Here is a 14,217-nt window from a genome sequence, read left to right as displayed (position 1 = left end):
ATTGAATGCGTCGTCCTCCGCGTTCGCAGCGCCGTGGGTGCCGACGATGGCCGAAGCGAAGCAAAAAGAGGCGAGTAGTTGCCTCAAATCCGCATCACCCAGCCGTGCTGGTCCTCGACCTTGCCGTGCTGCAGATCCTCCAGCCGCTCGCGCATCTTCTGCGCCATCTGGCCGATGCCGCCGGTTCCGATGGTGAACTCGCCCGCAGGGGACGCCACTGTGCCGACGGGGGTGACCACCGCTGCGGTGCCGCAGGCGAGCGTTTCCAGAAGCTCTCCGCTTTCGGCTTCTTCGCGCCATTGCGAGATCGAATAGGGCTCCTCGCGCACGTCCAGGCCTTCCTCGCGCAGCATCGCGATCAGGCTATCACGGGTGATGCCAGGCAGGATCGTGCCGGTGAGCGGCGGTGTGATGACGCTGCCATCGGCGCGCACGAAAAACAGGTTCATGCCGCCCAGTTCCTCGACCCACTTCTTTTCGGTCGCATCGAGGAACACGACCTGATCGCAGCCCTTCGCAATCGCCTCGGCCTGAGGGACGAGGCTGGCGGCGTAGTTGCCGCCGGTCTTGGCCGCGCCGGTTCCGCCGGGTGCTGCGCGGACGTAATCCTGGCTCACCCAGATTTTCACCGGGTTCACGCCGCCTTTGAAATAATTGCCCGAAGAGCACAGGATCACGACGAACTTGTATTGTTTTGCCGGACGCACGCCGAGAAACGCTTCGGATGCGAACATGAACGGGCGAATATAGAGCGAGCCGCCTTCGATCGGCGGCATCCACCTGGCGTCTTGGCTCACGACTTCGCGGACGGCGGCGAGGAAGGTTTCTTCCGGCAGTTCCGGCATCGCCATGCGCCGCGCGCTGGCGTTGAATCGTGCCGCATTCGCCTCGGGCCGGAACAGCGCAAGGCCGCCATCGGCGTGGGCGAAGGCTTTCATGCCTTCGAAGATTTCCTGCGCGTAGTGGAGCACGCTGGAGGCCGGGTCCATCGCGATCGCTTCTCGCGGACCGATCTGCGGGGTCTGCCAGCCGCCCTTCGCTTCATCATAGTCGATTGTGACCATGTGGTCGGTGAACACCGTGCCGAAGCCCGGATCGGCAATGGCTGCCTCGCGCACATCGTCGGGCGTCGGCGAAGGGTGGGGGATGCGTGTGAATTCCATGGTTGGGCGGATAGTATTGTGCGGCGTGGGGGGCAAGGGAGGAGTGTGCTGCTTGCGCCCGGTGCCCAAGAGCACAAAACAAATGAAAAGGGCGGCTCCGCCCGTCGGGGAACCGCCCTTTCATGGTCAGCGGCCGGAAGTGCCGCTCACGAAACCTTACTCGGTTAGGAAATGCTACCGAATATGCTCCGTAGGGATCTTCACCGACCTCGCTACTGAACCATGAGACATCGGATCACCTCCTTTCGCGCTTGAAAGCCAAGACCGCACCGTATCACCGGGGGCCGAAGTTCGCGTTCGCCGCTAACCTCAAGCACATAATTGAGTCTTAAGCGCCGCGAACACAAGACTTGAAAAAAACTTTTCCCACGTCAGTATAGATCGCCTTCGCTCTGGATGAGCATTGATACGCCCGAGGGGATGCCCCGGGCGTTTCTGATTCCAGCGCCAGTTTGCGGGTGAATTTCGCCGTTACTGTGGAAAGTCCGAAAAGAATCGGTGGCTGCGCGCCTCGCGCTCTAGCGGCAATCCTCGATGACACGGCTCACTTCGACCCATGCCGGCACGTACAGTGTTGGCAGTCCTTCGGTCTCGACGGCAAAGCGTCCCTTGGTGATGGCCATTGCGTCGAGCAGCGGATCGGAAGCCGACATGACCGCGCCGACCACGGGCCTGCCGCCTTGCATCGCAGTCGCTTGCAAGGATCGCTCGGTGGTTTCTGTCTGAATGCGCATGACGCGCGGCGCTGTCGCGGCGGTGTCCAGCACACGGGCGATCCCCATATTTCCGCTCGCCCGGTCGCAGCGAACGATCAGGACGGTGCTGGCCGTGCTTGTGCCGAACAGGGCAAGGGTCTCGCCGGGTTCACTTACATAGCTCCACGTGCCCGGCGTTTGCGGGGCGTCGAGATAATTTTCGTAAGCCGGCTCCTGCACGGTCGGTACTGGTGCTGGCGTCGGTGCCGAAGTGGGTGTGGGAGTGGGCGTAGGAGCAGGCGCAGCGACGGGGGTTGGCGCCGCTGTCGGCGCCGGAACGGGCGCGGTCGTGCCGACCCGAGTGGGAATATCGACCGATGGAACACAGGCGGCGATGGAAAAGGTCAGCGCAATTGCGCCGGCGGCATGTAAGTAGATTGCTTTCATGGGACTTAAATGCGCGCTAACGCCTTTCGGGTCCATGACGAAAACAGCAAAGCATCCGAAAAAGCGCGCCGATCACCTGCTGGTCGAGCGCGAGCTCGTGGAAAGCCGCACCCGCGCGCAGGCGCTGATCATGGCGGGCACGGTCTTTAGCGGCGAAACGAAGATCGAAAAGCCGGGGCAGCAACTGGCCGCAGATGCTCCGATCGAGGTGCGCGGACGCGATCATCCTTGGGTCAGCCGCGGCGGGATCAAGCTGGCGCACGCGCTCAGCCATTTCGCCCTCGATCCGGCAGGCGCGGTGGCGATGGATGTCGGCAGCTCGACCGGCGGCTTTACCGATGTGCTGCTGAGCAAGGGTGCGGAGCATGTCTTCGCGGTCGATAGCGGCACGAACCAGCTGGCGTGGAAACTGCGTCAGGATGAGCGGGTGACCGTCCACGAGCAAACGAGCGCGCGCATCCTGACCGCCGAACAGATCGACCGCCCGGTGAACTGGGTGGTGTGTGATGCGAGCTTTATCAGCCTTGCCAAAGTGCTCGAGCGTCCGCTCGAACTTGCAGCTCCGCACTGCCAGCTGGTTGCGCTGATCAAGCCGCAATTCGAAGTGGCGCGCGAAGAGGTGGGGAAAGGTGGTGTGGTCCGCAATCCGGCGCTGCACGAGCGCGTTTGCGGTGAAGTTCGTGAGTGGCTGGAAGGGCTTGGCTGGGACATCGAAGGGATTGTCGAAAGCCCGATCACCGGCCCTCAAGGCAATGTCGAGTTCCTGATCAGCGCAATACGGAGCTGAGGCTCAGGCCATCTCCAGACTGCCGATCTTCTCGTCGAGGTCGATCGGGATTTGCGACAGCACTTCGGTGCCGCTTTCTTTCTCATAGCCCTTTTCGCCATGTTCGGCGGCCAGCTCTTCGTGGCGGGCATCGCGCTGCCTCAGCAGGTCGGCGATCTCCTCGCGGTAGAGCGCGACCATGGCGGTGACGAAGCGGTTTACGAGGACGTCTTCCTTGGTCGTGTCGACATTGAATGCGGGCAGATGCTCGATCATCACGTCGGCTGGATAGAGAAATTCGTTCGTGACATAGCGGTTCACGGTGAACCATGCGCGCGGAATGCCGAGCGTGTCGATCGACAGGCCGATCAGGTGCGTGACATGCGCCTTTGCGTCCTCTCCCTGTGGCGGCCAGACCTTGGGCTCCAGCCCCTCGGGCAATTGCGTACGGTGGAGGAAGAGGTGGAAGTGGCCGTGCTCATCCTTGTCCCGCTGGCCGGCGGCGTGGACATGGTAATACCACCGCGATTGGCAGGCCGCATCGCGCGCGTCCTTTTCCGGATAGTGCTTCCAGAATTTCGCGCCTTCTTCAGGCACGACACGCAGCATCAGCGGGCGCTGTTCCTGCGCCATCTGCGTGATGGTTTCGATAACGGTCTGCGCGGCTTCGATCTGGTTCATGGTGTAAGGAGTAGAAAGCAAAACGTACCGACAGCAACCAGAGTTGCCATCAGCCGAATGCGTTTAAGCGTTTGTGCGAGGCTTATGCAGCGCCGCAGCAGCCTTCAGCGGCGCAGCAGCCGTCTTCCTTGGCAGCGCAGCAGCCTTCAGCGGCACAGCAAGCCACCTCTTCAGCAGCTTCGCAGGCAGCTTCTGCTACTTCTTCAGCGGCAGCTTCGGCGCTCATGGAGGTTTCGTCGGCGGCGGTATCGGCTTCTTCAGCGGGAGCCGAGCATGCCGAGGTAGCGACTGCAAGACCGCCAGCGACAGCGAGCATCGAAGCGAAGTTTGTCTTTTTCATTAAATCGTTCCCCAAAATAGGCTCGCATCGAGCCCTGACTTGAAGGTGGGACGCAAGGGTGGATGAATTCCTGCCGGGGTGCGGCCCGAATCGCGGCAAGAATGTGGCGAAGCTATCATAAGACCTGCGAAACACACACGCCTTTCATCCGCTGGCTCTGAAATCGCGGATTTGCGCCATTTCTGTGCCTGTGGACGGCTCAAGGTGTGGGTAAATTGGCTCTATGGGTGCCAGCGTGTATCGCGCACTTGCATACAGGATACGCAGAATCGCGACGAGCGATTGCGGGGCGGCACGAGCGCAGGCTGAAAAGCCCGCGTCCAACAGGAGGGTGTATGAACATTCTGGCTTCGAAATCGCAATTGCGCGCAAGCTTCCTGCGGTGGGCGCTGTTCCTCGTTCCGCTGATCGTGCTGCTCGGATTTCTCTCCGGGCAAATGGGCAGCCCATCGACCCAGTGGTATCAGGGACTGACGAAACCCGAGATTTACCCGCCTCCCGCGCTGTTCGGCATTGTCTGGACAGTGCTGTGGGTGATGATCGGCCTTTCGCTTGCCTTGATCGCGAGCGCCTGGGGTGCGCGGGGCCGGGGCATCGCACTGATCGCGTTCGCGCTGCATTTCGTGGGCACGCTTGCATGGACGCCAGTGTTCTTCGGAATGCAGGACATGAACACCGCGCTTTACGTGCTGGGCTATGCCGCGGCGAGCCTGGTCGTCGTGATCGCGCTTTTCTGGAGGGTGCGCCGCCTCGCCGCCGTGCTGCTGGTGCCGTATCTGGCGTGGGCCTGTTTCGCGACCGCGCTCAATTACCAGTTCATTGCCGCAAATCCCGATGGCGGCAGCGACACCGATGGCGGGGCTGCGGTCGAAATCACGCTTTAGATAACGGTCTGGACAAACCGCACCCGCTTCACCAAATAGCGGCCATGCAAAGCGAAAACCCGATCATCGCCGACTTCGTCAAACTCGCAAATAGTGCCGCCGGCACCATGGCCGGCATGACGCGCGAGGCCCGAGAGGGTGCGCGCGAACGCCTGCGCGAAGCCATGGGAGGCATGGACTTCGTTAGCCGCGAGGAATTCGACACGGTCAAGGCAATGGCGCAAAAGGCCCGGCAGCAGGCCGACGCCCTTGAGGCGAAAGTTGCCGAGCTCGAAGCGAAACTTTCCGGCAAGTAAATCGCGCGCGCCTGCCTGACGCAGGATTGCACAAACATCTGCATCCTTTAGGCTGGCGGTGAACTTTCCCGCCAAGCCTTGAGGTATCCATGATCCGCACCAGATTTCTTTCCGCCGTCGCCATCGGGGCGATCGCAGCCTTGCCCGCATCGCTGGCCGCGCAGGCAAACGAACAGAAATTCGGCGGGGAGAAAGGCGCGGATCTGTCGATCGAGGCGATGGAGCCGGAGGGTGATGACATCACCATCTACCGCGCGGGTGAATATCCTGCGGACATAGCACGCTATCTCCTCGCATCGGGGCCGAGTGCGGCAAACCTCTCACCCGATGGCGAAACCATCGCTTTCGCCTGGGACGTCACCGGCCAGAGCGAGCTGTGGGTGATGCCCGCCGCCGGAGGCCAGCCACGGCAGATAACTTTCAAGACCGGCGTGCGCGCTCCGATCTGGACACCCGATGGATCGCGCCTGTTCTATTCGGCGGACCGGGACGGCAACGAACAGCCCGGTTATTTCGCGCTGACGCCGGACGGTATGAGCGAGGCCGAAGTGCTTGCCGCAGCCGCGGGCGATTTCCGCGTGTTCGGCGATTTCGCGAGCGATGGCAGCTATGTCTATGCCTCCACCGCGCGCGGGACGGGCGTGTTCGACATCTATCGCGGCACGCTGGACGGCGAGAGCGAGTTGATTGTCGAAAGCGAACTGGGGCTGCTCGCCCGTTCGATCTCGCCGGACGGTAAATATGCGATCGTGACCGAAACCGTCGGCGAGGACGCGGACAACCTCTACCTGCTTGATCTCGTCACCAAGGAGATGACGACGCTCTCGAAACCGACCGTCGAGGACCGCGCCAGCCACACGCTTGGCGGTTTCGAATGGACATCGGATTCCAGCGCAGTGTATCTCTCGACCAACAAGGATCGCGAGTTCGGCTCGCTGACCCGGATCGATATAGAGACCGGCGATTTCTTCACCGCCTTCGAACCGGAGGCCGATGTCGAGAATATCGAGCTGTGCGGCGCCAATGACCAATATCTCTACTGGACCGAGAATGACGATGGGTTCGACAGCCTGCATGGCTGGCACGTCATCGAGGAACAGGCGATTGAGATGCCGGAGATGCCCGAGGGCACCTACACGCTCGATTGCGAGGGCGATGGCCAGCTTCTGATCCGCGTCAATGGCTGGAAAACACCCGGCGATCTGTGGATGACCAATCCGGTCGAAGGCACGGCGGTGAGAGTGTTTGCCTCGAACCTCGCCGGGCTGGACGCGGATCGGCTTATCCGTCCGCAAGTGGTGCGGTATACGGCCCGCGATGGGGTCGAATTGCAGGGGCTGCTGTATCTGCCGGAAGGTGCCGAAACAGGCGCCGCCGCGCCGCCGGTGCTGTTCTCGGTGCATGGCGGACCGTCAGGGCAATCTCAGGCGAGCTTCGATGCGGTGGCGCAATATCACGCTGCGCGCGGGGTTGCCGTATTCGAACCTAACGTGCGCGGCAGCACCGGGCTGGGCCGCACCTATTCGGCGCTGGACGACCGGGAGAAACGGCTCGATTCGGTACGCGATCTCGTCGATCTCAAGAATGCCCTGGCGGCTGATGGCCTGATCGACGGCGAACGCGCTGCTGTGGTGGGCGGATCGTATGGCGGCTATGCCGTGAATGCGGTGCTGGCCGAATATCCGGGCGAGTTTGCTGCCGGTATCTCGCTCTACGGAGTGGCCGATTGGGTGACTGCGCTCGAGATTGCGTCCCCTTCGCTCAAGGCATCCGACCGGATCGAATATGGCGACATCACTGAAGACCGCTGGCGCGAATATTACACGGTCAACTCGCCGATCCGCAAAGCCGACCAGATCCGCGTGCCGGTGCTTTATTCGCACGGCGTGATGGACCCGCGCATCGACATCTACGAAACCGAGGTCATGGTGAAGACGCTGCGCGCGAACGGGGTGGAGGCGCCCTTTATCCGCATCCCGGACGAGGGGCACGGTTGGCGCAAGCTTTCCAACCAGCTGTTCTATTACCGCAAGCAGGCCGAATTCATCGAACAGCAGCTTGGCCTGACGGACGGCGAATGATCCTGGCCAAAGCATTCAGGCGTGCATCTTAGAGCGCCGGCCATCCTGGTCGCATCGCGGCCGCACGGCGAAACGGCTGCGATCGCGCGGCTTCTGACCGAGCAATACGGGCTTGTTGCGGGCTATGTCGCGGGCGGGCGCGGACGGCAATTGCGCCCGGTGATGATCCCCGGCAACCGGGTCGAGGCTGAATTGCGCGCCAGGTCCGACAGCCAGTTGCCGTTCGCCCGGCTGGAGCTGGAGGAAAGCCGCGGACCGTGGATGACCGAGCCGCTGCCCGCCGCCGCAATCACCTGGGCCTGCGCGCTCACCGCTAGCACCTTGCCCGAGCGCAATCCCTATCCCTCGCTCTATCAGGCGCTCGATGGGCTGCTGACGGCGGTCTGCCAGGCCCCCTCGGCGCGCGGCTGGCTGGGCGCGATGGTGACGTATGAAGCGATGCTGCTGCGCGAGCTTGGCTATGGCGGGGCGAAACCCGACATGGGCGCCGATCTCGCGCCGCAAATCGAAGCGTTTCGCGCGCTTCACAGGCCGATAGCGCGCTACCTGCTTGCCGACACCAAAAGCGATGTTATGGCCGCTCGCGTGGCACTCGGTGAGCGGCTGGTGCGGATGGTGGAGTGAGATGCGCATGAAAATTGCGATATTGCCCGGAGACGGGATCGGACCGGAGGTCACGCGCGAGGCGGTCAAGGTGCTCGAGGCGCTGGACCTGCCGGGCCTGACCCTGTTCGAAGGCGACGTGGGCGGCATCGCGTACAAGCGCCACGGCCACCCGCTTCCCCAAGAGACGCTGACGATGGCGCGCGAAGCCGATGCCGTGCTGTTCGGTGCGGTTGGCGATCCGTCCTGCGACGGGCTCGAACGTGCGCTCCGGCCCGAACAGGCGGTGCTTGGCCTGCGCAAGGAATTGAGACTGTTCGCCAATCTTCGGCCCGCCAAGGTGTTCGAGGGGTTGGAGCATCTCTCGCCGCTCAAGCCCGAGATTGCGCGCGATCTCGACGTCCTGATCGTGCGCGAGCTCACCGGAGATGTCTATTTCGGCGATAAAGGCATCCGCCAGAATGACAGCGGTGAGCGAGAAGGGTGGGACATGATGTCCTATTCCCAGAGCGAGGTCCGCCGCATTGCCGATGTTGCGCTGCGCGCCGCGAAAACGGGCGATGGCCGCCTGTGCAGCGTGGACAAGGCCAACGTGCTCGAAACCAGCCAGGTCTGGCGCGACACGGTGATCGAGGCGGCAGGCGCGCACCCGGATATCGCGCTCAGCCACATGTATGTCGACAACGCCGCGATGCAGATCATCAGCAATCCGGCGCAGTTCGGCGTGATCCTCACCGGCAATCTGTTCGGCGATATCCTGTCCGACCTCGCCAGCGCTGCGGTCGGTTCGATCGGACTGTTGCCAAGCGCCTCGATGGGAGATCGCCAGACCGGTCATGGCACCTTCGGACTTTATGAACCGATTCACGGCAGCGCGCCCGATATTGCCGGGCAGGGCAAGGCCAATCCGATGGCGACGATCCTCTCGGTCGCCATGATGCTGCGCCATTCCTTCGGGCGCGAGGCAGAGGCAGCGCGCATCGAAGCCGCTGTCGAAACGGCGCTGGCAGACGGTATTCGCGGCGGCGATCTGGGCGGGACACATGGCTGCGAGGAAATCGGCGCAGCGGTGCGCGAGCGCCTTTGATTCTGGCGAGCAATCATGCCGCTTGAGCTTGCGATCATCCTGCCGACGCTGAACGAGCGCGGCAATCTCGGGCCGCTGGTCGAGCGGATCGCAAAGGCGCTGGGATCGGACGGCTGGGAAGTCCTGATCGTCGATGATGACAGCAAGGACGGAACAGCCGACGAAGGGCGCGAACTCGCGCGCACAGACCGCCGCGTGCGGGTCATCCAGCGGATCGGGCGGCGCGGATTGTCGAGCGCTGCAATCGAGGGCTTTTGCGCGACAGCCGCTCCGTATGTCGCGGTGATGGACGCCGACCACCAGCACGATCCGGCGCTGCTCCCGCAAATGCTCGATGCCCTAAAAGCGGAAGAAGCGGAAATCTGCGTCGCCAGCCGGTTTGCCGAAGGGGCGAGCACCAGGGACTGGGCCGCGCCCGAACGCGAACGGCTTTCCGGCCTGGCCAACCGCGTCGCGCGCATGATCACCGGCGTCAAACTGAGCGATCCGATGAGCGGATATTTCATGCTGCGAACATCGCAGGCAAGGGCGCTCGCACCGCGCCTGTCGGGGATCGGGTTCAAGATCTTGCTCGACCTGCTGGCAACCTCTGATGGGCCGATGCGGGTCAAGGAATTTCCGCTCAATTTTGCCGCGCGCCGCGAAGGGGAAAGCAAGCTCGACCGGGCGATCCTGTTCGATTTTCTGGCCGGGCTCTACGACAAGACGCTGGGCCGCGTGATCCCGACCCGCTTTGCGCTGTTCGGCACGGTCGGCGGGCTTGGTGTGATCGTCCACTACGCGGTGCTGACAGCGCTGTTTCCCGGCATGACGGTGACGTTCTGGAAAGCGCAGACGCTGGCCGTGCTTGTCGCGATGAGCTTCAATTTCTGGCTCAACAACTGGCTGACCTACCGCGACAAGCGGCTGAAGGGGTGGGGCGCGCTGCTGCGCGGCTGGGCCGGGTTCTGCGCGACGTGCGCGGTGGGCGGCTTTGCCAACGTCGCGGTCGCGACCTTGCTGGAAAGCCAGGGCCTGTTCTGGGCGCTCGCCGCGCTGGCCGGTATCCTGATCGGGTCGGTCTGGAATTACGCGCTATCGAGCCGCTTCGTCTGGGGCAGATTCTAGGTCATCCGGGCCCTTTCCAAAATCGAAGCGAATTTTGCTCGCGACACAGGCTTGGTTTGGCACGTCTGTTGAAATCGCAAGCATAACTCGTGGCATCATGCGGCCCAGAATCCGCCTTTGACGGTCTGATAAGTTCTGTCGGGCAGCAAAGGCGCACTTAGAAAACGCGCCGTTGCTGTCTACCTCGCACCGATAATCCACGACCAAAGGTGCCGAAAAAATGCGGTCGACATGGGAAGGGTAGGCGCGAAAGAGTGTATCCTTATCAACCGTCAGCGCTCCTTCCGGCTCAGGACAGTTGAACCTGTCATTGTCCGGAGTGGTCGATAATAAAAGCAGTGCCACAAAGCCCCTCATCACCTCCACCCCGCAATCCAGGTCCACTTGGCAAAGCTCATCGGGCCTTCGAGTTCGCCGGCGGTCAGGATCTTGAAAAACACCGAAAACACCAGCACCGATCCGGCCAGCACTGCGTAGCTCACCCAGCGATATCTTTCGCTGCGATAGATGTCGGACAGGCTCAGCGCGAGCGCGCCCAAAAGAAAACAGCTCGGGATGAAATAGTGGTAATAGAACTGCACGGGCTTCGGCGCGATCAACCACAAGCCGAGGCTGGCGCCGTAACCCGCCACCATCGCCAGCTTCGCCCAATTGGTGCGGTGAAGCCCGGTGATGAGGCACCACGCCAGAGCAAACAGGCCCAGCAGCATCGTAAGCGGATTGCCGATCAGCAACACGCCGCGCTGCGCGTTGTCGGTGAACTCGTAGAGATACCAGATTCCGCGCGTGTTCAGCACCCATTGCGGCCACGTGCTCTGATAGGAATGCGGGGCGAGCACCTGGCGTTGCAGGTCGAGGATCTCCTGGTGAAATGCGAACAGACCGCTCTCGGCCAGCGGCGACGGACGCAGCGGCTCGGCAAGCCAATAGCCCGGCGCGAAGGTCGCCGCGTAGACGATCAGCGGCAGCACGCCGAGCCACACGAACGCCTCGGCCAGCGAGATGCCCGGCACGGGGATGCCGCGCCTGCTGGTGAACAGCCGCCTGCGCCCGGCGGAAAGACGTGCGGCGAAGAATGTCACTCCGGGGACCATTGCGAGCGGCACGGCGTTCCATTTCGATGCCATCGCGCAGCCGACCGCGATGCCGGTGAGCGCGAGCCGGATGCGTCCGCGCTCGGGTTCGCGGATGGCTGCTGCGAATTGCCATGCGGCCAGCGCGATGAATGCGGCCATGAAGATGTCGAGCATGGCGATGCGGGCATGCACGAACAGGTGAAAGCCGGTCGCCAGCAACACTCCGAAGGCGATGCTCGCGAAACGGTCATGGCTCGCGCGCCAGATCGCCCGCATGGCGCACCCGAGTGCAAGAACCCCAGCGATCAGCGGCATAATCCGCCAGCCCAGCGGGTTGTCGCCCAGTATCGCAATGCCCAGCGCGATCAGCTCCTTGCCGAGCAAGGGATGCTCGCGGTTGAGATACTCGCCCCCGCTGAGCAATTCGCGCGCCGCCGGGAGGTAATGCACCTCATCGAAATAGGGCGCGCTGGGGAGTGTCAGCCGAATCGCCGCAAACGCGCCGAAGACCAGCGGGATTGCGAGGCACCACAGCCATGGATCGCGCGGATGCTCCGGCGGCAAGGCCGGTTCATGATGGATTGCGGGTGCAGGAGTGGCTGGGGCCTCGGACATATCCCGCCAGCGCTTAGGAAAGCGCCGTGCGGGCGGCAAGAGCGTTTACGCGGGCGAGGGTTTTGCCGCTGCTGCTTCTCCGCGCTCCAGCCAGAACAGCCGCGCGCACATGGCGAGCAGGCCGATGCTGGCGGTAGAACCTACGAATAGCGCCCAAAGCGGCACGTTCATCCCAGCCGCGCGCGCTCGCGGCGCGATGAAGAACAGCGCGATCATCACGCACATCACCAGATCCCACCAGACCTGGATACCGGTCATGTTGACGGTGTGATTGGTCCAGAACATGACCACGCCTTCCTGCCATATCTGCACGGCGGTGTAGGCGCCGAAACCTCCAGAGAGCATGGCCGCGATGGTCGCATTGCCGGTTGTTGGCTTGGCAACGAGAATATAGATCAGGGCCGCCGCGCCGAATAATATGATAATGACGAAGAGGGTTTGCAGCATGTCCATGGATCGGTCTCCGAGCTTGAGTGTAGCGGTTGCTACACGCACTGGTAACCCAGCGTAGCACTCGCTACAAGAGAAAAATGACAAGCCCGTCCCTATCCCGCGAAACGCTGCTGCCCAAGCTGGCCGCCCACGTGCTCGAACACGGACTGGGCGGAGCGAGCCTGCGCCCCCTCGCAAAGGCTGCACATACGAGCGACCGGATGCTCATCTACCACTTCGGCAACAAGCAGCAGCTTGTCACCGACCTGCTCGAATATATTGCCGGGGTCTATTCCAACGCCCTCGAAATGGCGCTGGGGGGCGACCTGCCTTCGACGCGCAAGGAGTGTTTCGAGCGTATCCTTGAACAGGGGCGCCAGCCCGGAATGCAGCCTTTCATGGTGCTGTGGTGGGAAATCGTCGCAGGCGCGGCGCGCGGCGTGCCCGGTTACCGCGAGGCGGCGGATAAGATGATGACCAAGCAGCTCGCCTGGCTGGAGACGCTGATGCCGGCAGACGATCCCGACCCGGCGGGCGGGGCGCGGTACCTGATGACGCTGCTAGAGGGCACTTTGATGCTGAGCGTGGTTGGCCATGAACGCACAGCCAGCGAAGGTCTTGTTGCGAGCGGCCTCTAACCGCCCTAATCGTGCGATCATGAAGAAAACGACCGGAATGGACCGCGCCGCGACGCGCAACTGGCGCCCTGCCACGCAGGCCGTGCGCGGCGGCACGTGGCGCAGCGAGCATGGCGAGACGAGCGAGGCGATGTTCCTCACCTCGGGCTACACCTATGACGACGCGCAAACCGTGGCCGACCGGTTCGCGGGCGATGCGCAAGGCATGACCTATTCGCGCCTGCAGAATCCGACCGTTGCGATGCTGGAAGAACGGATCGCACTGCTTGAGGGGGCAGAGGCGTGCCGCGCTCAGGCAAGCGGCATGGCGGCGATGACCGCATCCTTGCTTAGCCAGCTTTCCACCGGAGATCACTGCGTTGCCGCGCGGGCCGCGTTCGGATCGTGCCGCTGGCTGGTCGATCATCTGCTGCCGCGTTTCGGGATCGAGACGAGTATCATCGACAGCGCCGACAACGCGCAATGGGAGCAGGCGATCCAGCCGAACACCAAGGTGTTCTTCTTCGAAACCCCGGCCAATCCGACGCTCGACGTGGTTGACCTGCAATTTGTCTGCGACCTGGCCAAGGCGCATGGGATTACCACCGTGGTGGACAACGCTTTTGCCTCGCCCGCCTTGCAGCGCCCGATGGAATTCGGCGCGGATGTGGTGGCCTATAGCGCGACCAAGCTGATGGACGGTCAGGGCAGGGTGCTCGCCGGAGCCATTTGCGGCAGCGCGGAATGGATCGACGAGGTATTGCTCCCCTTTCAGCGCAACACCGGCCCCAACATCTCGCCGTTCAATGCGTGGGTTGTGCACAAGGGGCTGGAAACGCTGTCATTGCGGGCGCACCATCAAAGCCGCAGTGCGGTTGCGCTTGGCGAGTTTCTTGAGCCTCGCATCCTCAAGGCAAGCGGCCACATGCGCCACCCGGGCCTGCCGAGCCATGCGCGCCATGAATTGGCAGTCGCCCAGATGGACGCAACCGGCCCGATCTTCGCCTTCGATGTCGGCACGCGCGAGCGGGCGTTTGCGATCCTCGATGCAATGGAGCTGATCGACATATCCAACAATATCGGCGATTCCAAGAGCCTGATGTGCCACCCGGCAAGCACGACGCACGCCAATATGGGCGAAGAGACACGCGCGGAAATGGGCGTGAGCGAAGGGTTGCTGCGCATCAATGTCGGGCTGGAGGATATCGCCGATCTGACCGAGGACATGGACCGCGCGCTAAACGCGGCGGGGATTTAGCAAATCTTACTGCGAGCGGTACCGGTCCGCTTCCGAGCCGATAGCGGACGACCGTGCGATCTTGTAGTC

15 protein-coding genes are annotated in these 14,217 nt (G+C 62.8%); 9 read left to right on the top strand and 6 right to left on the bottom strand.

Going from position 1 to position 14,217, the window contains the following annotated elements; genetic code table 11:
* Positions 1–83 precede the first annotated feature (83 nt).
* On the bottom strand, positions 84–1,163 hold the full coding sequence (locus AC0L39_RS11200) for a branched-chain amino acid aminotransferase (RefSeq protein ID WP_473257909.1): 1,080 nt from the start codon (positions 1,161–1,163) through the stop codon (positions 84–86).
* A 518-nt stretch (positions 1,164–1,681) separates the two neighbouring features.
* Positions 1,682–2,305, bottom strand: a complete 624-nt coding sequence (locus AC0L39_RS11195; protein WP_473257908.1) for a hypothetical protein — start codon at positions 2,303–2,305, stop codon at positions 1,682–1,684.
* A 34-nt stretch (positions 2,306–2,339) separates the two neighbouring features.
* Here AC0L39_RS11195 and AC0L39_RS11190 point away from each other — a divergent pair, with 34 nt between their 5' ends.
* A complete protein-coding gene (locus AC0L39_RS11190; protein ID WP_473257905.1) occupies positions 2,340–3,092 on the top strand; it encodes a TlyA family RNA methyltransferase in 753 nt (250 codons plus the stop codon).
* A gap of 3 nt (positions 3,093–3,095) precedes the next feature.
* Here the strand turns inward: AC0L39_RS11190 and AC0L39_RS11185 are convergent, their stop codons facing one another.
* Positions 3,096–3,773 (bottom strand): DUF6969 family protein, encoded by a 678-nt coding sequence (locus tag AC0L39_RS11185; protein ID WP_473257904.1) that lies wholly within the window; start codon positions 3,771–3,773, stop codon positions 3,096–3,098.
* 61 nt (positions 3,774–3,834) lie between these two features.
* Positions 3,835–4,092 carry a hypothetical protein gene (locus AC0L39_RS11180; protein ID WP_473257902.1) on the bottom strand — a complete coding sequence of 86 codons (258 nt, stop codon included), beginning with the start codon at positions 4,090–4,092 and terminating at the stop codon, positions 3,835–3,837.
* A gap of 335 nt (positions 4,093–4,427) precedes the next feature.
* Between AC0L39_RS11180 and AC0L39_RS11175 the strand changes: the two genes are divergently transcribed.
* The 6 genes from AC0L39_RS11175 (at position 4,428) to AC0L39_RS11150 (ending at position 10,150) form a co-directional block, all read left to right on the top strand.
* Positions 4,428–4,976: a TspO/MBR family protein gene (locus tag AC0L39_RS11175; protein WP_473257900.1), complete on the top strand. Its 549-nt coding sequence runs from the start codon at positions 4,428–4,430 to the stop codon at positions 4,974–4,976.
* 44 nt (positions 4,977–5,020) lie between these two features.
* Complete coding sequence (locus tag AC0L39_RS11170; RefSeq protein ID WP_473257899.1) at positions 5,021–5,272, top strand: accessory factor UbiK family protein; 252 nt, start codon at positions 5,021–5,023, stop codon at positions 5,270–5,272.
* Between the two features lie 89 nt (positions 5,273–5,361).
* On the top strand, positions 5,362–7,353 hold the full coding sequence (locus AC0L39_RS11165) for a S9 family peptidase (RefSeq protein ID WP_473257897.1): 1,992 nt from the start codon (positions 5,362–5,364) through the stop codon (positions 7,351–7,353).
* Between the two features lie 21 nt (positions 7,354–7,374).
* Positions 7,375–7,977, top strand: a complete 603-nt coding sequence (gene recO / locus AC0L39_RS11160; RefSeq protein ID WP_473257895.1) for a DNA repair protein RecO — start codon at positions 7,375–7,377, stop codon at positions 7,975–7,977.
* A gap of 7 nt (positions 7,978–7,984) precedes the next feature.
* Positions 7,985–9,043: a 3-isopropylmalate dehydrogenase gene (gene leuB / locus AC0L39_RS11155; RefSeq protein WP_473257894.1), complete on the top strand. Its 1,059-nt coding sequence runs from the start codon at positions 7,985–7,987 to the stop codon at positions 9,041–9,043.
* 15 nt (positions 9,044–9,058) lie between these two features.
* A complete protein-coding gene (locus AC0L39_RS11150; RefSeq protein WP_473257893.1) occupies positions 9,059–10,150 on the top strand; it encodes a glycosyltransferase family 2 protein in 1,092 nt (363 codons plus the stop codon).
* Positions 10,151–10,506: 356 nt separating this feature from the next.
* Here the strand turns inward: AC0L39_RS11150 and AC0L39_RS11145 are convergent, their stop codons facing one another.
* The gene (locus AC0L39_RS11145) at positions 10,507–11,841 is read right to left on the bottom strand and encodes a phospholipid carrier-dependent glycosyltransferase (protein WP_473257891.1); all 1,335 of its coding nucleotides are present in this window, start codon (positions 11,839–11,841) and stop codon (positions 10,507–10,509) included.
* A 45-nt stretch (positions 11,842–11,886) separates the two neighbouring features.
* Entirely contained in the window at positions 11,887–12,294 is a 408-nt protein-coding gene (locus AC0L39_RS11140) for a hypothetical protein (RefSeq protein ID WP_473257890.1), read from the bottom strand.
* 77 nt (positions 12,295–12,371) lie between these two features.
* Between AC0L39_RS11140 and AC0L39_RS11135 the strand changes: the two genes are divergently transcribed.
* Positions 12,372–12,911, top strand: a complete 540-nt coding sequence (locus AC0L39_RS11135; protein WP_473257889.1) for a TetR/AcrR family transcriptional regulator — start codon at positions 12,372–12,374, stop codon at positions 12,909–12,911.
* 19 nt (positions 12,912–12,930) lie between these two features.
* The gene (locus tag AC0L39_RS11130) at positions 12,931–14,148 is read left to right on the top strand and encodes a trans-sulfuration enzyme family protein (protein ID WP_473257887.1); all 1,218 of its coding nucleotides are present in this window, start codon (positions 12,931–12,933) and stop codon (positions 14,146–14,148) included.
* Positions 14,149–14,217: the final 69 nt, after the last annotated feature.

It is taken from the genome of Erythrobacter sp. K21-9, from assembly GCF_055808355.1.
The sequence above is the reverse complement of the archived record's forward strand: the minus strand, read 5'-3'. Positions and strand labels throughout refer to the sequence as shown.